Annotated in this window: 14 protein-coding genes; 7 read left to right on the forward strand and 7 right to left on the reverse strand. The window is 67.0% G+C overall.

The window, feature by feature from the left end; genetic code table 11:
- The first annotated feature begins 32 nt into the window (after window positions 1-32).
- From hemG to QQZ11_RS13630, 4 genes are all read left to right on the forward strand, one after another.
- On the forward strand, window positions 33-1,520 hold the full coding sequence (hemG, locus tag QQZ11_RS04185) for a protoporphyrinogen oxidase (protein ID WP_284548850.1): 1,488 nt from the start codon (window positions 33-35) through the stop codon (window positions 1,518-1,520).
- Entirely contained in the window at window positions 1,517-2,113 is a 597-nt protein-coding gene (locus QQZ11_RS04190) for an HAD family hydrolase (protein ID WP_284548852.1), read from the forward strand. Before hemG ends, QQZ11_RS04190 begins: the two co-directional genes overlap by 4 nt.
- Before the next feature lie 302 nt (window positions 2,114-2,415).
- A complete protein-coding gene (locus QQZ11_RS04195; protein ID WP_284548854.1) occupies window positions 2,416-5,190 on the forward strand; it encodes a 5'-nucleotidase C-terminal domain-containing protein in 2,775 nt (924 codons plus the stop codon).
- Window positions 5,191-5,289: 99 nt separating this feature from the next.
- Window positions 5,290-6,328: MauE/DoxX family redox-associated membrane protein (locus tag QQZ11_RS13630; RefSeq protein WP_446698812.1), on the forward strand; the 1,039-nt coding region annotated here is incomplete at its 3' end.
- A gap of 69 nt (window positions 6,329-6,397) precedes the next feature.
- On the opposite strand, the gene QQZ11_RS04200 is transcribed toward QQZ11_RS13630, so the two are convergent.
- The 3 genes from QQZ11_RS04200 to argF all read right to left on the reverse strand — a co-directional run bounded on the left by QQZ11_RS04200 (window position 6,398) and on the right by argF (window position 11,541).
- Entirely contained in the window at window positions 6,398-8,341 is a 1,944-nt protein-coding gene (locus QQZ11_RS04200; protein WP_284548857.1) for an ABC transporter ATP-binding protein, read from the reverse strand.
- A complete protein-coding gene (locus QQZ11_RS04205; RefSeq protein WP_284548859.1) occupies window positions 8,338-10,302 on the reverse strand; it encodes an ABC transporter ATP-binding protein in 1,965 nt (654 codons plus the stop codon). Before QQZ11_RS04205 ends, QQZ11_RS04200 begins: the two co-directional genes overlap by 4 nt.
- A gap of 243 nt (window positions 10,303-10,545) precedes the next feature.
- On the reverse strand, window positions 10,546-11,541 hold the full coding sequence (gene argF, locus QQZ11_RS04210; RefSeq protein ID WP_022909119.1) for an ornithine carbamoyltransferase: 996 nt from the start codon (window positions 11,539-11,541) through the stop codon (window positions 10,546-10,548).
- Window positions 11,542-11,780: 239 nt separating this feature from the next.
- Between argF and QQZ11_RS04215 the strand changes: the two genes are divergently transcribed.
- Window positions 11,781-13,637 carry a bifunctional metallophosphatase/5'-nucleotidase gene (locus QQZ11_RS04215; protein ID WP_284548861.1) on the forward strand — a complete coding sequence of 619 codons (1,857 nt, stop codon included), beginning with the start codon at window positions 11,781-11,783 and terminating at the stop codon, window positions 13,635-13,637.
- A gap of 63 nt (window positions 13,638-13,700) precedes the next feature.
- On the opposite strand, the gene fumC is transcribed toward QQZ11_RS04215, so the two are convergent.
- Entirely contained in the window at window positions 13,701-15,107 is a 1,407-nt protein-coding gene (fumC, locus tag QQZ11_RS04220; RefSeq protein WP_284548862.1) for a class II fumarate hydratase, read from the reverse strand.
- 16 nt (window positions 15,108-15,123) lie between these two features.
- Window positions 15,124-15,438: a putative quinol monooxygenase gene (locus QQZ11_RS04225; RefSeq protein WP_284548864.1), complete on the reverse strand. Its 315-nt coding sequence runs from the start codon at window positions 15,436-15,438 to the stop codon at window positions 15,124-15,126.
- A gap of 164 nt (window positions 15,439-15,602) precedes the next feature.
- On the opposite strand from QQZ11_RS04225, the gene QQZ11_RS04230 reads away from it, so the two are divergent.
- Both QQZ11_RS04230 and QQZ11_RS04235 read left to right on the forward strand, forming a co-directional pair.
- Complete coding sequence (locus QQZ11_RS04230) at window positions 15,603-15,983, forward strand: phage holin family protein (protein ID WP_284548866.1); 381 nt, start codon at window positions 15,603-15,605, stop codon at window positions 15,981-15,983.
- Window positions 15,984-16,154: 171 nt separating this feature from the next.
- Window positions 16,155-17,945 (forward strand): GmrSD restriction endonuclease domain-containing protein, encoded by a 1,791-nt coding sequence (locus QQZ11_RS04235; protein ID WP_284548867.1) that lies wholly within the window; start codon window positions 16,155-16,157, stop codon window positions 17,943-17,945.
- Between the two features lie 10 nt (window positions 17,946-17,955).
- On the opposite strand, the gene QQZ11_RS04240 is transcribed toward QQZ11_RS04235, so the two are convergent.
- Together QQZ11_RS04240 and QQZ11_RS04245 are read right to left on the reverse strand one after the other, a co-directional pair.
- On the reverse strand, window positions 17,956-19,203 hold the full coding sequence (locus tag QQZ11_RS04240; protein ID WP_284548869.1) for a hypothetical protein: 1,248 nt from the start codon (window positions 19,201-19,203) through the stop codon (window positions 17,956-17,958).
- Window positions 19,204-19,383: 180 nt separating this feature from the next.
- On the reverse strand, window positions 19,384-19,839 hold the full coding sequence (locus QQZ11_RS04245; RefSeq protein WP_284548871.1) for a DUF262 domain-containing protein: 456 nt from the start codon (window positions 19,837-19,839) through the stop codon (window positions 19,384-19,386).
- Between the last annotated feature and the right edge of the window lie 154 nt (window positions 19,840-19,993).

Consider the following 19,993-nt stretch of genomic DNA (forward strand, 5'->3'; position numbering starts at 1 on the left):
CCGCACCGACACGGCCGACTAGAGTTCCGAGGGTGCACCCCTCCCCCGAAGCCGTCGACCTGTCCACGCCGAGCTCGCGTCCTCGGGTGGTGATCGTCGGCGGAGGTCTGACCGGGCTGGTGGCCGCCCGCCAACTCGCCGCCACCTGTCAGGTGACCGTGCTCGAGGCGTCCGACCGGGTGGGCGGGCAGCTCGAGGCGATCGAGGCACCCCGCCGTGGTGGCGGCACCGTCAGGGTCGACGTCGGCGCCGAATCGATGCACCTGGGGGCACCACACGTGGCTGCACTCGTGCGTGAACTGGGTCTGGCCGACGAGGTCGTCGGTGCTCGTCCGGGCACCTCGGCCCTGTTGAGCCGCGGACGACTCGTCCCGCTGCCCGCCGGTGTCGGACCGGCAGGACCCACCCAGGTCTGGCCCGTGGTGAAGTCAGGCGTGATGTCGACCCGCGGTCTGCTTCGAGCCGGTCTGGAACCGATCAAGGCGCGGCGTCGCATCACCGGCAACATCTCGGTCGGTGCCTTCATCGGCCACCGCTTCGGGGTCGAGGTCGTCGAGCGCTTCGTCGAACCACTCCTTGGCAATCTGCACTCGGGCAACGTGCACGGGCTGGGTGTGGCAGAGACGGCACCCCAGTTGGTGCCGGTGGTGACCCAGGGACGATCGCTGCTGCTGCAGGCGCTGCGGACGTCCTGGCGGAAGCGTTCCCGGCTGCGGGGACCGCATGCGGGTGCGGCCGGCGATCGGCCCACGGCTTCGGCGCTGCCCCTGTTCGCGTCCCTGCCGGGCGGGCTGACCACGCTGGTGGACGCGCTCGTCTCGGGGGCTGGGTTCACGGTACGGACCAACACCCCCGCCACCGCCCTCGAGCGGGACGGGGACGGTTGGCTCGTCCGCTCGGGGGACGAGGTGTTCCCCGCCGACCAGGTCGTGCTGGCCACCCCTGCTGGCGTGACCCATGACCTGACCAGGACCCTGTGCCGCGAGGTGGGGCTGGCGATGGCCTGGGTGCGACGGGCCTCCGTTGCCACCGTCGTGCTGGGCTATGACCGCGCCGACGCGGCGACCAATGACGTGTTGACGCGGTACAACGGCCTCATGCTGAGCCCCGCCCAGACGATCACGGCGAAGGCCATGACCAACCTCGGCCGCAAGTGGCCGACCCTCGACGAGGCCGAGCACCACCTGGTCAGGGTCTCGGTCGGACGATCGACCCACCAGCTCGCCACCTCACTCTCGGACGAGGAACTGGTCGCCCGGTGCACCAGCGAACTGGCCGCCCTCACAGGTCTGACGGCACATCCCTCGTTCTCGGCGGTGGTGCGCTACCCGCAGGGCATGCCTCAGCTCGGCCCCGGACACCTGGGACGCATCGCCCGGGCGCGTGCCTCGCTGGCCGACGCCGCCCCGGGCGTGCACCTGGCCGGATCGGCGGTCGACGGTCTCGGGATCGGCTCGACGGTGAAGGCCGGTCGAGCGGTCGCCGACGAGGTCCTCGCGTTTGCAAGGATGACGGCATGATCGTCTTCGACCTCGGCGGGGTGTTGGCCGAACCCGACCACAAGGAACTCGACACCGCCCAGCTGCTCGGTGTCGAGGTCGAGGCGCTGATCGGGCCGTACTGGGCGCACCGGCAGGCCTACGACGAGGGCTCGGGCAACCTGGAGTACTGGACGCGGGTGGGCGCCGCCCTCGGGGTGGAGGTCTCGCCCGAGCTGGCTGACCGGCTCGGCACCGCTGACTCCGACGCTTGGGCCCGGATCCGCCCCAGTGCCCGCCAGATCCTGGCCGACCTGCACGCCGCCGGCGTGCCCACGGCGATCCTGTCGAACGCCCCCGTCGACATGTACGAGGCGATCGACCGCGCCGAGTGGCGCGACCTGGTGGGCCCGCTGTTCGTCTCGGGAGTGCTCGGGGTCGCCAAGCCCGAGCTCGAGATCTTCGCCCACGTGGCCCGCACCCTCGACCTCGACCCGGGTGACCTGTGGTTCATCGACGACAAGCTGCTCAACGTGCACGGTGCCATCGCCTCGGGTTGGCACGCCCACCATTGGACCTCGGACGACGACACCCGAGCCTGGCTCGAGGCGATCGGCGCGCTGCCCCGGAGCTGAGTGCGGTCGTCCCTTCGCCCGCGCCACCCTCCGCCGCAAACTCTCACCGTTGGGACGAACTCGCGCGTCCTGACGCAGCAGTTTGACCAGAGGGCGAGAGTCTGCGCTGGGGCCGGCGCTTGGGCTGGCGCTCTCGGGGAGGGACGGGCGATGGCTCACCCGGGTGACAGCACGTGAACAGTTCGTGAAACCTCGTCACGAGGGCTGCCCGTGCGACACCGTGGGCTGATTGGGTGGGAGCGGCCAATGTCTGGCCGCTCGGGGCGCACGGTCGCCCGTTCAGCTCACTTCCTGGAGACAACATGGTTGACAGTGCCCGCGCACGTCGGCTCGCCGTGGGAGGTCTGGCCTCGGCCATTCTGCTCTCGACGGCCAGCCTGACGGCCACCGCAGCACCGCAGCAGCCGCAGGGGCCCCTCGCCCCGGCCGCCACCTGCACGCCCAACGACACCATCTCGGTGTTCGACTTCAACGACTTCCACGGACGCGTCAACGCGGCCGCAGCGCTGTTCACGCCCGTCGAGAAGGCGCGCGTCGCCCAGGGCAGCGACCACGTGCTGCTGCTCAGTGCCGGCGACAACATCGGTGGCTCCACCTTCGTCTCGGCCTCGCAGGACGACCAGCCCACCCTCGACATCCTGAAGGCGGCCAAGGTCGAGGCCGCCGCCGCCGGCAACCACGAGTTCGACAAGGGTTGGTCCGACCTCAGGGACCGCGTCGTCCCCGACGTCGCGTCCGTCTTCCCCTACCTGGCCGCGAATGTGGTCGACGGCACCGGCGCCGTGCCCGCACCGCTGAAGGCATACACGACGGTCACCAAGGGTGGTCTCACCATCGGCATCGTGGGCGCGGTCACCGGCGACCTGCCATCGCTGGTCTCACCCGACGGACTGACCGGGCTGACCATCGAGGAGCCGGTGGCCGCCGCCAACAAGGTTGCCGACCAGCTCAAGGACGGCGACCCGAACAACGGCGAGGCCGACATCGTCATCATGGCCTTCCACGAGGGGGCCGCCGACGGCACCACCACCGCGGCCGCGAATGCCGCCGCCTCCCCCAACAACTTCGGGCCGATCTACCAGGGGGTGACGCCCAAGGCCGACATCGTGCTCAACGCCCACACCCACCAGACCTACCTGTGGACGACCGCCGACGGTCGTCCGCTGGCCCAGGCCGGTTCGTACGGCGAGAAGTTGCTGCAGCTCGACCTCAAGGTCGACACCACCACCAACACCCTGTGCAGCAGCGTCCCGACAATGATCGACGCCACCAAGGTGACCGCCGACACCAGCCTTCCGGCGATCGCCACGATCAAGCAGATCAACGACGACGCGGCCACCAAGGCCTCCCAGATCGGCTCGGTTCAGATCGGCAACGCCTCGGCAGCGGTCACCCGTGGCTACGGCTCCGACGGCAGCGCGGGCGCCCGCAACAACGAGGGCGCCCTGAACAACCTGGTCGCCCAGATGTTCGCGGAAACCCTGGGCAAGGGCGATCCGACCTTCATCGGCATCCAGAACCCCGGGGGAACCCGCGCCGACCTCAATGCGGGTCCGATCACCTACGAGGAGGCCGCCCTCGTCCTCCCCTTCGCCAACACCCTGATGACCACCAAGCTCTCCGGCGCCGAGATCAAGAAGGTGCTCGAGGAGCAGTGGCAACGAGACGCCAACGGCAACGTGCCCAGTCGTCCCTACCTGCAACTCGGCCTGTCGACGAACGTCACCTACACCTACGACGAGACCCGCCCCGAGGGTGACCGCATCACCGGCATCTTCGTGAACGGAGCCCCGATCAACCCGGCAGCCACCTACACGGTCGGCTCCGGATCGTTCCTGGTCGCGGGCGGCGACAACTTCCGCACCATGGCCGCCCACCCCGACACCCGCACCGACTCGGGCCGGATCGACCTCGAGGCCTGGGTGAACTGGCTCAAGTCGAAGGGCACCATCTCGCCCAGCTTCGCCAAGCAGGCCGTCTCGGTGACCGACGCCCCCACCAGCCTGACCGCTGGTACCGCCGCGACCCTGACCGTGGGTGTGCCGAAGACCGATGGTGTCGACCCCGACACGCTCGACTTCATGACCCCGGGCGCCGTCGCCAACACCACGCTGGACGTCTGGTTCGCCAAGGACGACCGGCAGGTGAAGGTCGGCACCGCCACCGTGACCGACGGCAAGGCCACCGTGTCGATCACGGTGCCCAAGAACGCCGGGTACACCTCGGGAACCGGCGAGTTGCGGCTCGTCTCGTCCGCCACGGGGACGAAGGCTCGTCTCAGCGTCGCCCTGACCGTGCCGAGCCCGGCCGGGTTCCCCGCCTCCGGTGTCTACGGCGACGTGACCGGTGACGGTCAGGCCGATCTGTGGCAGCTGCAGGCCGACGGCAGCCTCGCCCTCTGGGAGGGGTCGAGCTTCTCGTTCAGCCGTGTCGGTGACAGTGTCGGGTCGATCGCCGGTGCCACGGCCGTGGTGAAGATCGCAGACGTGAACGGTGACCGTCGTCCCGACGCCATCGTGCGTCACGCCGACAACACCATGTGGCTGCACACCGGCAACGCCAAGGGTGGGCTCGACCAGCAGGTGCAGGTCGGACGCGGCTTCGGTGCCATCTCGCAGATGTTCGCGATCCAGGGCCTGGGCGGTTCGTCCAGCCAGTACCTGGTGGGTCGTCATGTCGACGGCACGCTCTACCGCTTCCTGATCACCGCGAAGGCGCTGACCGGCACCACCAAGATGGGTCAGAACTGGAACGGCATGGAGCACGTCTTCACCGTCGGCGACTTCAGCGGCGACGGACTGCCTGACGTGCTGGCCGTGCGCAAGGGCGACTACGCGCTGTTCCTGTACACCTCCGGCAAGACCGGGCAGCTGAGCCTGAACCGTCAGGTCGGGCAGCACTGGAACGGGTTCACCCATGCCCTGTCGGCTGGCGACGTGAACGGCGACGGTCGCCTCGACCTGCTCGGCGTCAACGGCTCCGGTGAGCTGTACAGCTACACCAACACCGGCCACACCTCCTGGGGTCCGGCCGTCAAGGTCGCGACTGGCTTCAACGCCACCGACGAACTGGCCTGATCCGAGCACCAGCACCACCGGGTCCACGACCCCCGGACGAGACCATCGTCCGGGGGTCGTGCCGTGTCCCCCGGAGCCCGCCGACGATAGATTGCGGCCATGAACGCGTCCGTGCTCGTGGCCGTGGTGCTCAGCGGGGTGCTGGCGCTCAGCGGCGTCGCCAAGCTGCGTGACCGAGGGGCGACGCTGTCGTCGATCCGGATGCTTCGCCTGCCCCAATTCCTGGCGGCCGGCTGGTTCACGGCGGCTCTGCCGATCGGCGAACTGGTGCTGGCGGCGCTGGTGCTGGTCACTCCCCGCCCGCTGGCCGTGGTGCCCGCCGTTGCCGTGGCGGTGCTGTTCGTCTGCTATCTGGCCGTGATCGGCCGCGCCCTGACCTTCCCCGTGCGGCCGACCTGCGGGTGCTTCGGACGCATCGGTGACCAGCGGGTCTCGGCCAAGACCCTCGTGCGGAACCTGTTGCTGGTGGTGCTGGCCGGCTGGCTGGTGGTCGCCACGGCGCGCGGCTTCTGGGTGCCGGGTGCACTGGGTTCGTTGAATCGGGACGAGGGGTGGTGGCTGCTCGCTGCCCTCCTCGGCGCGGCAGTGCTCGTGCTGGTCACCCTGCCTGCTCCTGGAGGTGAGGAGCGGGACGAGGACCGGGCTCGGGAGCGCGGGCGCGTGCGAGGGCGGGCAGGGGCTGACCCGTGGGACCTCCCCCCGACCGGTGGGGTGGACGAGGGACCGCTCCCCCACCTGGGCACCACGTTCCCGCCGGCGACCCTGCTGACCCACGACGGTCGTCCGCGTTCGCTGGCCGACCTGACCCGCGAATCTGCGGTGCTCCTGCTGGGCATGGACTGCACCTGCGCGTCGGTGGCCGAGGTGGCTGTGCTGTTGCCCGAGTGGCGGCAGCGGCTCGCTCCGCTGCGGATCATGGTGTTCACGCCGACCGAACCGGTGCTGCTGAGGCGTGCCTTCGACCTGCCGCCCGATGACCTGTTGCTCGACCACCAGCGCCAGTTGTGGTCGCAGTTGAACCTGGTGCGTGGACTGCCCGGGGCGGTGTTGCTCGGGACAGACGGCAGGCTGGCTGCCGGTCCGGTGAGCGGATCCGGAGAGGTGGTCGTGGGGGGGGAGGGGAGGGTGGCGCCGAGAGNGGTCGGGTGAGCGGATGGGTTGTGGTGGTCGTGCTGGTCGACGGTATCGTCGACCAGCTCGACCGAACTCAGGCCAGCGACTCCACCCAGGCCTGATGCAGGGCCGCGTAGCGACCGCCCGAGGTGTCGGTCAGTTGCTCGGGTGAGCCGTCCTCGAGCACCCGTCCGTGTTCGAGGACGAGCACCCGGTCGGCGATCTCGACCGTCGACAGGCGGTGGGCGATGATGATCGCGGTGCGGTCGGCGAGGATCGTCTGCAGTGCCTGCTGCACCAGCCGCTCCGAGGGGATGTCGAGCGAACTGGTCGCCTCGTCGAGGATCAGCACCGCGGGATCGGCCAGGAAGGCCCGTGCGAACGCCACCAGCTGGCGCTGGCCGGCCGACAGTCGTCCGCCTCGCTTCTCGACATCGGTGTCATAGCCCTTCGGCATGGCCGTGATGAATCCGTGCGCACCCACCGCCTTGGCGGCCTCGACCACCTGCTCGCGGGTGGCCTCGGGCCGTCCGAACCCGATGTTGTCGGCGATGGTGCCGTCGAACATGAAGTTCTCCTGGGTGACCATCGTCACCGCCCTGCGCAGGTCACGGTCTCCCAGCTCACGCAGGTCGACACCGTCGAGGCGCACCCGACCGCCGGTCGGGTCGTAGAACCGGCTGACCAGCTTCGCGATGGTCGTCTTGCCGGCGCCGGTGGTGCCGACCAGGGCGATCGTCTGGCCTGCGGGAACGTGCAGGTCGAGGTCGGGGATGACCGGCACTCCCTCGACGTAGTGGAAGGCCACGTGGTCGAGGTCGAGCTCACCCCGGGCCGCCGCCAGGGCGGTGGGATGCTGGGGTTCGCGCACCCGGGGCTGCTCGTCGAGCACCCCCGACAACTTCTCCAGCGCCGAGTTCGCCGACTGGAAGGTGTTGTAGAACTGGCTGATCTCCTGCATGGGTTCGAAGAACTGGCGCAGGTACAGCAGGAAGGCCGCCAGCACACCGACGGTCATCTCGCCGTGCATGACGAAGTAGCCACCCACCAGCAGCACCACCCCGACGGCCACGTTGCCGATCAGCCGGATGCCCGGCATGAAGATGGCGACATTGCGGAAGGCGTCGGTGTTGACCTTGCGGTAGCGGTCGCTGAGCTGGGTGAACAGTTGCTGGTTGCGGGGCTCGCGGCGGTAGGCCTGAACGGCCTTGATGCCGGTCATCGACTCGACGAACTGCACGATGGTCATCGCAGACGCCTCGCGGACGAACCGGTAGGTGCGCCGGCTGGCGACCGAGAACCAGCGCACCAGCACCGAGACGAACACCAGGCTGGTCAGGCAGATCAGGCCCAGCTTCCAGTCGAGCACCAGCAGCATGATCGAGACGCCGATCATGGTCAGCACGGCCGTGACCAGACCGTCGAAGCCGCCGGCCAGCAGTTCGGCGATGGCATCCATGTCTGAGGTCATACGGCTCACCGCTCGACCCGAGGTGTACTTGTCGTGGAAGCCGACGTCGAGCTTCTGGAAGTGCCGGAAGACGCGGCGGCGCAGCTCGAGCAGCATGTTCTGGCCGAAGCGGCCCGACAGCCGCAGGAAGATGATGCGGCTGGCGGCCTGCAACAGTACGGCCACGCCCATGGCGACCAGCACCTCGATCAGCACGGTGGCCGATCCCTCGTGCATCAGCGGCGGCACTCCGCGGTCGATGCCGCGGCTGACCAGCCACGGGGACGACAGACGGGCCACGTTCTCGACCAGCACCGCCACCACCAGCAGCGGCAGGAACTTCACATAGGGACGCATCAGGTCCCACAGCAGGGCCCTGGCCGACTCCTGGATCTTGAGGGACCGACGCCCAGGGGTGTCGCGGGGGTCGTCGGACGCCTCGTCCATCACCCCGCGCCAGTCGAAGTCGGTGTCGTGGTCGAGTTCCTGGTTGAGGTCGAGGGCCCGGTCGCGCCCGTCGGTGCGGTCACGCCCGTCGCTCCGGTCACGGCGGTCGCGCTGCTTGCGTTGTTGTTGGGTGTCAGTCATCGGACGACCTCGGGCTGGGGGTGGGCACGTTCGTATTCGTCGAGACGGGTCTCGGTGTCGAACTCCGCCGACAGCAGTTCCCGGTACTCAGGGGTGGTGGCCAGCAGTTCGGAGTGGGTGCCGACGTGGGTGATGGTCCCGTCCTGCAGGAGCGCCACCCGATCGGCCAGCAGCACCGTCGAGGCGCGATGGGCGACCACGATCCCGGTGACACCGACCAGCACCCGCTTCAGCGCCTCCTCGACCAGCGCCTCGGTGTGGATGTCGAGCGCCGAGAGGGTGTCGTCGAGCACCAGCACGGTGGGTCGCACGAGCACCGCCCGGGCCAGCGCCAGTCGCTGCCGTTGGCCGCCGGACAGGCTCATGCCCTGCTCGCCGATGCGGGTGTCGAGCCCCCAGGGCAGGTCGTGGACGAAGCCGGCCTGGGCCACCTCGATGGCCTCGGCGATCTCGTCGTCGGTGGCCTCGGGGCGTCCGAGGGTGAGGTTCTCCCTCACCGACATCGAGAACAGGGTGGGGTCCTCGAAGGCGGTCGCGACCAGACGGCGCAGGTTCGCCACCTTGAGGTCACGAAGGTCGTGGCCATCGAGGGTGATCCGACCGCCGGTGACATCGGCCAGTCGTGGGACGAGCGCCGTCAGGGTCGACTTGCCCGATCCGGTGCCACCCACCACGGCGATGGTCTCGCCGGGGTGGATGGTCAGGTTCAGGTCGTGCAACACGTCCTCGTCGGAGTCGGGGAAGCGGTAGTCGACATGTTCGAAGACGAGTGCACCGCGGGGCTCGGTCACCTCGTCCGGGCCGTCCGAGATGGTCTCGGGGGCGTCGAAGACCTCACAGATGCGGTCGGCAGCGGTCATGGCGTCCTGGGTCATCGACAGCAGGAAGCCGAGGGCTGCGATCGGCCAAATGAGCGACAGCATCAGCGTGATGAACGCGACCAGGGTGCCCAGGGTGAGGTGGCCACCGGCGGCGGCCATCGCCCCGATGCCGAGCACGATGATCAGGGTGATGGTGGGAACCACCTCGAGGAAGGTCCAGAAGCGCGAGGTGTTCTCGACCCGCCGCAGGTTGGTCTCGAGCAGGGCGCGGGCGCGCTCGTCGAAGCGGCGGTAGACGTGAGCTGTGCGGCCGAAGGCCTTGATGACGCGCAGTCCCTGGATCGATTCCTCGACCGAACTGGCGACGTCACCGGTCTGGTCCTGGATGCGGCGGGAGAGCTTCGTGTAGACCCGCTCGTTGACCAGGCACAGCCAGACGATCGGGATCACCGAGATCAGCACCACGGTGCCCATCGGCCAGTACATGCGCAGCAACAGCGCGGTGACCACGGCGATCTGCACGATGTTGACGATCAGGAACGTGAACCCGAAGCTCATGAACCGGCGAACCGTCGACAGGTCGCTCATCATGCGGCTGAGCAACTGTCCGGACTGCCAGCGGGAGTGGAAGCTCATCGGAAGGCGCTGCAGCTTGGCGTAGAAGTCGAGGCGAACCCCGGTCTCCATCGACAGGGTGGTGGCGCCGGTGACCCAGCGTCGTCCCAACTGCATGAGCGCCTCGATCACACCGACGAACAGCGCGATCGACCCGAGCACCCACAGACCGGTGCGGTCACCGGTGGCGATCGGACCGTCGATCATGCGGCGAGTGATCAGCGGGGTGACGACCGACAGCAGCACGGTCGCGACGGCGAGGGCGATCATCGCCCAGAAGCGGAAGGAGTAGGGGCCGATGTAGCTGCGCATGCGCCACAGGGCGGCGAGGCCCGAGACCTGCTTGGGCCACGGCTTGGCGGTCGGCGGTGCGAGGAAGGCGGGACGCGTGAGGGCGTCCGCGTAGTGACGGCGAATGTGCGGGGCAACGCTGGCCAGGGCCTCGTCGGCCTGGTGGTCGACTGATGCGTCGGGCGCGCTGGTGGGGGTGTCGGAGCGGGGTGTGGACGGTGCGTATGAACTCACAGCGGTGGCAACGTTCGTGTGTGCGTGGGGCAGGAAGGAGACGCGGGCGACATCCTTGCAACGTGGTAAACCCAAGGCAGGACGCAGGCGCTCCAACCAGCCTAGGCACGCCCGTGGGGGCTTGTCCATTGATTAGCCCGACTAACCATCTTTGTGGTCGGACGATCGCTCACCGCGTAATTCGGGGGCTTGCGCGGCGTGGTGACTGGGGCTCGCGGCGGCTGGCGTGAGGCGGGTGCGCCCTCAGGTCAGGGTGGCCACCATGACGGCCTTGGCCGTGTGCATCCGGTTCTCGGCCTGGTCGAACGCGACCGTGGCCTCGGACTCGAAGACCTCGTTCGAGACCTCGACCCCGTCCAGCCCGTACTGGGCGTGGATCTGCTCGCCGATCGTGGTCAGGCGGTCGTGGTAGGCGGGCAGGCAGTGCATGAACTTGGCCGAGGGATTGCCGGTGGCAGCCATCAGCGAGGCGTTCACCTGGTAGGGCAGCAGCAACTCGATGCGCTCGGCCCACTTCTCCTTCGGCTCGCCCATCGACACCCACACGTCGGTGTAGACGAAGTCGACGCCCTTCACGCCCTCCTCGACCGAATCGGTGACGGTCACTCGTCCACCGTTGTCGGCAGCCAGTCGCTGCGCCCGAGCGATCACCTCGGACGAGTTCTGGAGTGCGGCCGGGGCGACCATCCGCACGTCCATGCCCATCATGGCCCCGGAGACGAGCAGTGAGTTGCCGACGTTGTTGCGGGCGTCGCCGACGTAGGCATAGCTGATCTGCTCGAGTGGCTTGTCGGAGTGTTCGAGCATGGTCAACTGGTCGGCCAGCATCTGGGTGGGGTGCCACTCGTCCGTGAGCCCGTTCCAGACGGGGACGCCGGCGTGACGGGCCAGCTCCTCGACCGTGTGCTGGCCGTTGCCGCGGTACTCGATGCCGTCGAACATCCGCCCGAGCACGCGAGCCGTGTCGGCGACCGACTCCTTGTGCCCGATCTGGGATCCGGCGGGGTCGAGGTAGGTGACATGGGCGCCCTGGTCATGGGCAGCCACCTCGAACGCGCAGCGGGTACGGGTGGAGGTCTTCTCGAAGATCATGGCGAAGTTCAGACCCTCGAGGCGCCGCTGCTCGCGGCGCTCGCGCTTGGCCAGCTTCAGTTCCCGGCTGAGCTCCACCAGCGAGCGCCACTCGGTGGGGGTGAAGTCCAGCTCCTTGAGGAAGTGCCGTCCGGTCAGGTTCGTCATGGGCTCACGCTACGGGGTCGGGTCCTGAACGCCCCGGCGGCTCCGCATCTCGAACAGCCCATCGTCCGCAGCCTGAGCCGCACGAGACCTCCCATGCCCCCGAACCGATCTGGCCGCCCCGCTCCCCCGGACGACGCGATGACATGTGGATGAACTGTTCCCCCGATGGCCCCGCGCACCACCCCGGCGGCGTTAGCGTCAGCGCGGTTGACCCGTACCCGAGGAATCCTGGAGAACCCATGAACCCCACCCTGAAGCGTCGCCAGTTGCTGGCCGGAGCCGTCGTCGGCGGTGCCGGACTGTTCGCCGGCCCCCTGTCACCCGAGGCCCAGGCTCGTCCGACCGATCCCACAGCCGGAGCAGCGGCCGGCAAGAACGTTCGGCTCACGGTGCTCGGCACCACCGATCTGCACGGCAACGTGCACAACTGGAATTACTTCTCGAACGCCGCCTACTCCGACGGCAAGGGCAACCAGATCGGGGTCGCGAAGTGCGCCACCCTGATCAGGCACCTGCGCGCCGAACGTGGAGCCGACACCTGCATCACCCTCGACGCTGGCGACACCATCCAAGGCACCCCTCTGGCGTACTACTACGCCAAGATCGACCCCATCACCCAGGGGTCGAAGCACCCCATGGCGCTGGCCATGAACGCCATCGGCTACGACGCCGCGGCCATGGGCAACCACGAGTTCAACTACGGGCTCGACACGCTCGCGGCCTTCGCCGACCAGCTCGACCACCCGCTCCTGTGCGGCAACGCCCTGCAGGTGGTCGACGGGCAGAACACCGATCGTCCGGCCTACCCGACCCACACGCTCAAGACGATCAAACTGAAGGGGCAGCAGCCGATCACCGTCGGCCTCGTCGGTCTGGTCACCCCCGGCGTCTCGATCTGGGACAAGAACAATGTCGAGGGCAAGCTGTGGTTCAACGGCATCGTCGAGCAGGCCAAGGTGCTCATCCCGCAGGTGAAGCGCGCCGGCGCCGACGTGGTCATCGTCTCGTGCCATTCCGGCGCTACCACCTCGTCCTCATGGGGTGACGCGCTCCCCTGGCCCGAGAACGCCTCGACCCTGCTCGCCGAGCAGGTGCCAGGCATCGACGCGATCCTGGTGGGCCACGCGCACCTCGAGGTGCCGCAGCGGTTCGTCACCAACCAGACCACCGGACGCCAGGTGCTGCTCTCGGAACCCCTCTACTGGGGCATGCGGGTCAGCGTGATGGACCTCAACCTGACCATGGTCAAGGGCAAGTGGCAGGTGACCTCGTCGTCGGCGACCCTGCTGAACGCGAACACCGTCGACGAGGACCCCGAGGTGGCTGCCGTCATCGAGCCCGCCCACCGCACGGTGCTCGCCTACGTCAACTCGGTGATCGGACGAAGCCTCGCCGACATGACGGGCGCCACCGCCTGCTGGGAGGACTCGGCGGCCGTCGACTTCATCAACTACGTGCAGGCCCAGGCCGTCAAGGCGGGACTGGTGGGCACGGCCGACGAGACGACCCCGGTGCTGTCGATCGCGGCCCCGTTCTCGCGGACCGCGGTGATCCCCGCGGGGGACGTCACCGTCCGCGACGTCGCCGGGCTCTACATCTACGACAACACCCTGTTCGGGATCGCCATGACGGGGGCGCAGGTGAAGGCGTACCTCGAGAAGTCGGCCAGCTACTTCAAGCAGGTGTCCTCGGCCGGGCCGCTGCCCGCCGCCCAGGTCACCAATGCGGTCACCTCGTCGGCCCCCAATGGGACTCCCGACTACAACTACGACGTGATGGGTGGGCTCGACGCGGCCCTCACCTATGACATCGACCTGTCGGTGCCAGCCGGCGACCGGATCCGCAACCTCGCCTACGACGGCACCCCGGTGGCCGACGAGAAGCGTTTCGTCATCGCCATCAACAACTACCGCCAGTCCGGTGGCGGCAACTTCCCCGGTGTCACCACCGCCGAGGTCGTCTACAACCGCCAGAACGAGATCCGGCAGCTGATCATCGACTGGGTCACCGCCCACCAGGTGATCGACCCGGCCCAGTTCCACCGGGTCGACTGGAAGCTGGTCTGGGGCACCACCCCGATCACGGTCACCGCCTGACAACGAGCGAGACCCGGCCCGGCTGGTCGCCGGCGCCGGGTCTCGTGCGCGCTGTGGGGAGTCTCAGCTGGGGTGGGTCATGTCGATCGGGACGACCCAGGCGTCGAACTCCTCGCCGGTGACGTGACCCGAGGCGAGGGCCGCCTCGCGCAGTGAGGTGCCCTCCTTGTGCGCCTTCTTGGCGATGGCCGCAGCCTTGTCGTAACCGATGTGCCGGTTGAGGGCCGTGACCTGCATCAGGTTGCTGGCGAGATTCGCCTCGATGCGCGCGTGGTTGGGCTCGATGCCGATCGCGCAGTTGTCGGTGAAGGCCTGGCAGGAATCACCCAGCAGCCTGATCGACTCGAGCACGGCGTGGGCCATCACCGGCTTGTAGACGTTCAACTGGAAGTTCCCCTGGCTGCCGGCGAACCCGACGGTCGCGTCGTTGCCGAACACCCGCGTGGCCACCATGGTCAGCGCCTCGCACTGGGTCGGGTTCACCTTGCCCGGCATGATCGAACTGCCCGGCTCGTTCTCGGGGATCGTGATCTCGCCGATGCCGTTGCGGGGACCGGAGGCCAACCAGCGCACGTCGTTGGCGATCTTCATGGCCGCCATGGCCAGCACCCGCAGGGCACCCGAGATGTTGACCAGGGCATCGTGGGCGGACAGCGCTGCGAACAGGTTGGACGCCTGCCGGAACTCATGGCCGGTCAACTCCGAGATGCGGCGCGCGGTGGTCGTCCCGAAATCGGGGTGGGCATTCAGGCCGGTGCCGACTGCGGTGCCACCGATGGCAAGGTCGCCCAGACCCTGCTCGGCGTGGCGCACCTGTTCGAGCGCGAAGTCGAGTTGGGCCACCCAGCCGCCGATCTCCTGACCGAGGGTGATGGGGGTGGCGTCCTGCAGGTGGGTGCGGCCCACCTTGACCACTCCGGCGAACTGCTCGGCCTTGGCCGCCAGCACCTCGCGCAGGCCCTGCACCTGGTTGTAGAGGCGGTCGTGCAACTCGAGCACGATCGCGATGTGCATGGCGGTGGGGAAGGTGTCATTGCTCGACTGGCCACGGTTGACGTGGTCGTTGGGGTGGACGGGCGACTTCGAGCCCAGGTTTCCACCGAGGATCTCGATCGCACGGTTCGAGATGACCTCGTTGGCGTTCATGTTCGACTGGGTGCCGCTGCCGGTCTGGAACACCACCAGTGGGAAGTGGTCGTCGAGCTCGCCGTCCATCACCTCGGTGGCGGCCTGCTCCAGCGCGGCGATCTCGACCCCGCTCAAGGGCAATTGTCCGAGGTCGGCGTTGGCCTGAGCGGCCGCCAACTTCAGCACGCCCAGGGCGCGGATCATCGTCCGCCCCCAGATGAAGGTGTCTCGTCCGATCGGGAAGTTGCCGATGCTTCGTTGGGTCTGGGCCCCCCAATAGCGGTCGGCGGCGACCTCGATCGTCCCCATCGAATCGGACTCGGCACGCACCTGTTCAGTCATGTCCCCCAGCCTAGGCTCAGAGCCCGACGGGCCAAGCAGCGTGGTCGGAGTTACGGGTCTTGACGACGATGCCGGGCTGCGACATCATCGCCCGGCGCTCGTCGCCACCGTCAACGACGTGGGGCTGCTGCAGGTGACGGGCCAGCGCCTCGTCCGACTCCCACTTCTCGACGAAGCCGAGCACGTTCTCGTCATCGACCCCCTCCTGCAGCGCGTACAGCAGGCAGCCCTCCTCCTGCTGGGTGGCGGCGGCCATCACCTCGAGTCGGCGCTTGAGTTCGTCGCGGTGCTCGGGGATGGCGTGGAAGATGCAGAGAACGTTGATCGTCATGGCTCGATTCTTCCGTAGCCCGATGGGCCGTGGTCCGTGGCTCGGGAATCTGGGCAGAACTGGGCTCGGGCGTTCAGGAACGTGCGCTCAGGGACGAGGGCTCAGGGAAGGTTCCGGGACGGTCCGACTGCCGGTCGGTACGGTGACGCGCCTACCGTGGAGCCATGTTCGCGCGCTTCCTCATCAACGTCGTCGCCCTGCTGGCCGCTGTCTGGCTGGTCGGAGGCATCTGGCTCACCGGCGACACCCAGCACCAGGTGATAGCAGTCGCCGTGGTGGCCGTCGTGTTCGGCATCGTGAACGCGCTGATCAAGCCGGTGCTGACCGTGATCTCGCTGCCCTTCCTGATCCTCACCCTGGGGCTGTTCGCCATCGTCATCAACGCGGCCATGCTCAAACTCACCGGCTGGGTCGCCGGCCAGGTGGGACTCGGGTTCCACGTCGGATCGTGGGGGTCGGCCGCGTGGGGTGCGGTGATCGTCGGAGTGGCGAGTTGGCTGGCTGGGTTGGTGTTCAAGGGGAATGGGCACCGTTCGCGGCGCTGACCAGGCGCCTACGGGCAGCTTTGACCTCACGTCCTGAACTGGCGACGAGGGGCGCTGCGCGGGAGCGATCGCGAGACGCCGCGCCAAGGCCCGACACAGGGTGCGTCCGTTCTGTCGCAGCCCCATGGAACCCACGGTCTACTACGTTGGCTCACGAGCAAAGGGGACCTCATGGCCAAGTACTCCGTGACCCAATCAGCGGTGACGCAACTCCTCGCCGACGTGAAGGGTGAGAAGATAGCGATCCCTGAACTGCAGCGTCCCTTCGTCTGGGACAGCGTGAAGGTAAGAGACCTGATGGACTCCCTCTACAAGGGCTATCCGGTTGGCTACCTGATCACGTGGCAGTCGGTCGGGGCAAAGCTCAAGGGCGGACAAATTGCGGCCCACCAGCAGATCCTCATCGACGGGCAACAGCGAATCACCGCACTTCGCGCCGCCGTCGCCGGACTCCCGGTCATCAACAAGCGCTATCAATCCATCCGCATCCACATCGCGTTCAACCCCGTGACCGAGGAGTTCGCAACCCAGACACCTTTCATCGCGAAGAACCCCCAGTGGATTCCCGACATCAGCCAGTTCTTCAACTCCACCTCGCCCTTGTCGTTCGCACGCGGCTACCTGGCCAAGAATCCGGACGCAGACGAGGTGACCTTCGAGACGAACCTTGGTCGCCTCGAAGGCATCAAGAACGCTCAGATCGGGATCATCGCACTGGCAGACGACCTGGACGTGGAGACGGTTTCTGAGATCTTCATTCGCATCAACTCCAAGGGCGTGCCCCTGAGCAGCGCGGACTTCGCCATGAGCAAGATCGCCACCTATGGCGACCGCGGCCGAAACATTCGCAAGCTCATCGACTACTTCTGTCACCTCGCGGTCGCGCCTCACGCCTTCGCCGACATCCGCGACAACGATCGCGAGTTCGCTGCCACTCCCTATCTACAGGCGATCACGTGGTTGAAGGACGACTCGGAAGACTTGTACGATCCCACCTATAGCGACATCATCCGCGTCGCAGGGCTGGTCGGTTTCAACCGCGGCAAGGCCTCGAGCATCGTGAGCGAGCTCTCGGGACGAGACCCCGAGACGCGCAAGGTTGACGAGGAGCTGATTCCCCTCGCCTACGACCGGCTGGAAACATCACTCCTGGAACTCGTGAAGAAATACAACTTCGAGAATTTCGTCATGACGATCAAGGCTGCGGGATTCATCTCTGCAGGCATGGTGAACTCGAAGAACGCGCTGAACTTCGCCTACGCGCTCTACTTGCGACTCCGAGCCCAACCCGATCTCACCGACGGTGAGCGCAAGCGCATTGTAAAGCGGTGGTTCGTGATGTCGATGTTGACCGGGCGGCATTCCGGGAGCTTCGAGTCGACATGGGAGCAGGACATCCGGCGCATCAACGAACAGGGCGCAGCCGAGTACCTTAGCCAGATCGAGGACTCCGATCTGTCGGATGCATTTTGGGCGGTGACTCTGCCGGCAGCTCTCGAGACGACGAGCACAGTCAGCCCCTACTTCCAGACGTTCTTGGCAGCCCAGGTCGCCACCGGGGCGCGCGGATTCCTTGCCAAGGCGGTGACGATCGCTGCGATGCACCAACAGAGCGGCGACATCCACCACATCGTTCCGAAGGACTACCTGATCAAGAACGGTTACCCCGATCGTGGGGACTACAACCAGGTCGCCAACTTTGCCCTCACCGAGACGGGGGTGAACATCGCCATAAGCAACCTTCCACCAGCCGACTACATGGCCTTGGTGCGGGGGCAGATCGAGACGGGAACGCTCCGGCTTGGCGAGATCACCAGCTTGGCCGACCTGGAAGCCAACCTGGCCGAGAACGCTGTCCCGAACGGCATCGACCATGTGACCGCAGCTGACTACCCCGAGTTCTTGGCCGAGCGACGGCACTTGATGGCATCTGTGATCCGCGAGTACTACTCGAGGCTGTGACCGGCTCCGCTCAGTCGTCCTCGCCCACATCCGGCACGGCCGCTCCTGCCGCGACGAGTGTGGCGCCGACCAGCGCTTGGAGCTTGCTCTTGAGAAGAGCTCGACGCTCCTCGACAAAGTCCTTGAAGTCGGCGAAGTCGAGGCTCGCGCCTGGCGGGATGAGGGGGTCGAGGGTGGTCTTGCCCATACGTGGCTCAAGCCAAGCCTCGAGTGGCAGGTCCTGTTTCGAGGTGTTCTCGCTCTCCGTGAGCAGCCACAGGTTGCCGACACCGTTCCAGTTCGAGCGATCCTCGTAGAAGGCCCACAGCTCGGGGGCACCGTGCAGGAAATCGCGCTTCTCCAGGCGATCGGCCCGGAAGTCGGCTGCCGGGTGAAGGTGATCGGCATGGAGCGACTGCTGGATGTCGACCTCTGGCTGAAGCAGGGCGAGGATCGAGTAACAGCTTGGGTCATCCTTCTGCGTGGTGAGGAGCCGATCGACGAAGGCATCGTCGAAGGTCAGGTCGCGCGGGCTACCGAGGTATGCCGCGACGATCTGGTCGAGAGGGAACCCGCCGGGATCGTTGATGTTGTCGCGAATGACTCTCCGCAGGCTGATGAGCAGTGAGTCCGCAGATCTTCCGAATACGCCTCGGAGCAGCGACATCATGAGCCAGATCCGGATCCTCGTGCGATCCTCGTGGTGCGCGGTTGGCTTGTTGATCACCCCGAAGCGACCACGGGCCCCGGTGGAGGTATCCCGTCCCTTGTGGAACGGGTAGTAGGCGACCGGCAGGATGGCGTTCTTGGATCGGAGGGCCGCGTCGTTGAGCCCGAACGAGGCGATCAGCCGGAAGGTCGCGACCACTGCGTCGCGGATGTCGTCCCAGGAGTCCTTGATCTTCGCGACATTGCCGGCGTCGAAGTTTCGCGCTTGGAAGTGAACGTCTGCCTGGGTAATCATGACCGTTGCCTTCATGACGAGGTCACGATCAATGCTGAAGCCGAATTCGATGCGCACGAGATTGACCAGATCATCCACCCGAGCACGGGCATCTTCCCAGTTGGCCGACATGATCGACATGAGCAGGTCTGAGAAGCGAAGGGGCGTTCCGCCCTCGTTGGTTCGGATGAAGATGTCGAGGACTCGTCCGATGTCTTGACTCTCCTCGACGAAGTAGTTCAGGGCTGCCTCGCGCCGGATGGCGAAGTAGAGGCGGAGGAGTGCCTTCCGGGCGAACTGGTTGTTGCCGTGGCCTGCCCTATCGAGGTATTCCATGACGTGGTCGAGACACAGCACACCGGCCAGGGCCGAGGGATCTCGTCGTCCGTCTCCACGGGCGGAAACTGAAGGATCTCGCCAACCTCAAACCAGAGGTTCTTGTCGTCATTAGACTTCTTCGCCAGCCCGTCGGCGGAGAGGAATTGAAAGTCGTACATGAGCTGGTCGTCGTTTCGCTCAGGGTCGAGGCCGGCGGCAAGGTTGAGATGGAGCTTCCTCGGCGGCGGGACAGCGGGGTCGTACGCCTTGGGCCACCACGACCGGTGCTTCTTCACCGCGTAGGTGCCCCTTGAGCCCGATATAGAGGGAAGTCAAGCGCTGCTGGCCGTCAATGACTGCGTAGAACTCACCGTGTCCCTTGGTGTCGAAGTCCGGGTTGTCCTCGGCGTAGCGTTCCGCGTACTTGGTCAGGAACTCGTAAAACCGAAATCCCGCGCGCACCTCCGCCGAGTCGACCTTCCAGAGCATCAGACTGTTGATCGGGTAGTGCCGCATGATCGAGTCGAAGAGACGGCACACCTGATCCATGTCCCAGGTGAACTTGCGCTGGATCGAGGGCAACAGGTAGCGCCGCTCGGCAATGCTCCTGATCGCCGACTCGATCGTGATGGCCTTCTCGTAGCCTCCAGCCATGCTCTGTCTTCCTTCCCCTGCGTGTTAGGTCGATCGTGTCATGAAGCGTCGACATTGCCGACGGAGCGCGGAGGGCTAGCCACCGTCGGGCTCGCGAAGGGCGCGCCGAGGCGCTGCGCCGACCACCGGCCCAGCGTCCGTCGCCGATGGCTGC

Source organism: Aestuariimicrobium sp. T2.26MG-19.2B (assembly GCF_950101875.1).
Taxonomy (GTDB): Bacteria; Actinomycetota; Actinomycetes; order Propionibacteriales; family Propionibacteriaceae; genus Aestuariimicrobium; species Aestuariimicrobium kwangyangense.

Coding starts and splice junctions, on each gene's coding strand:
- QQZ11_RS04190 (WP_284548852.1), top strand. CDS start 1,517: ATGATCGTCTTCGACCTCGGCGGGGTGTTGGCCGAACCCGACCACAAG.
- QQZ11_RS04195 (WP_284548854.1), top strand. CDS start 2,416: ATGGTTGACAGTGCCCGCGCACGTCGGCTCGCCGTGGGAGGTCTGGCC.
- QQZ11_RS04200 (WP_284548857.1), bottom strand. CDS start 8,341: ATGACTGACACCCAACAACAACGCAAGCAGCGCGACCGCCGTGACCGG.
- argF (WP_022909119.1), bottom strand. CDS start 11,541: ATGACGAACCTGACCGGACGGCACTTCCTCAAGGAGCTGGACTTCACC.
- QQZ11_RS04215 (WP_284548861.1), top strand. CDS start 11,781: ATGAACCCCACCCTGAAGCGTCGCCAGTTGCTGGCCGGAGCCGTCGTC.
- fumC (WP_284548862.1), bottom strand. CDS start 15,107: ATGACTGAACAGGTGCGTGCCGAGTCCGATTCGATGGGGACGATCGAG.
- QQZ11_RS04225 (WP_284548864.1), bottom strand. CDS start 15,438: ATGACGATCAACGTTCTCTGCATCTTCCACGCCATCCCCGAGCACCGC.
- QQZ11_RS04230 (WP_284548866.1), top strand. CDS start 15,603: ATGTTCGCGCGCTTCCTCATCAACGTCGTCGCCCTGCTGGCCGCTGTC.
- QQZ11_RS04235 (WP_284548867.1), top strand. CDS start 16,155: ATGGCCAAGTACTCCGTGACCCAATCAGCGGTGACGCAACTCCTCGCC.
- QQZ11_RS04240 (WP_284548869.1), bottom strand. CDS start 19,203: ATGGAATACCTCGATAGGGCAGGCCACGGCAACAACCAGTTCGCCCGG.
- QQZ11_RS04245 (WP_284548871.1), bottom strand. CDS start 19,839: ATGGCTGGAGGCTACGAGAAGGCCATCACGATCGAGTCGGCGATCAGG.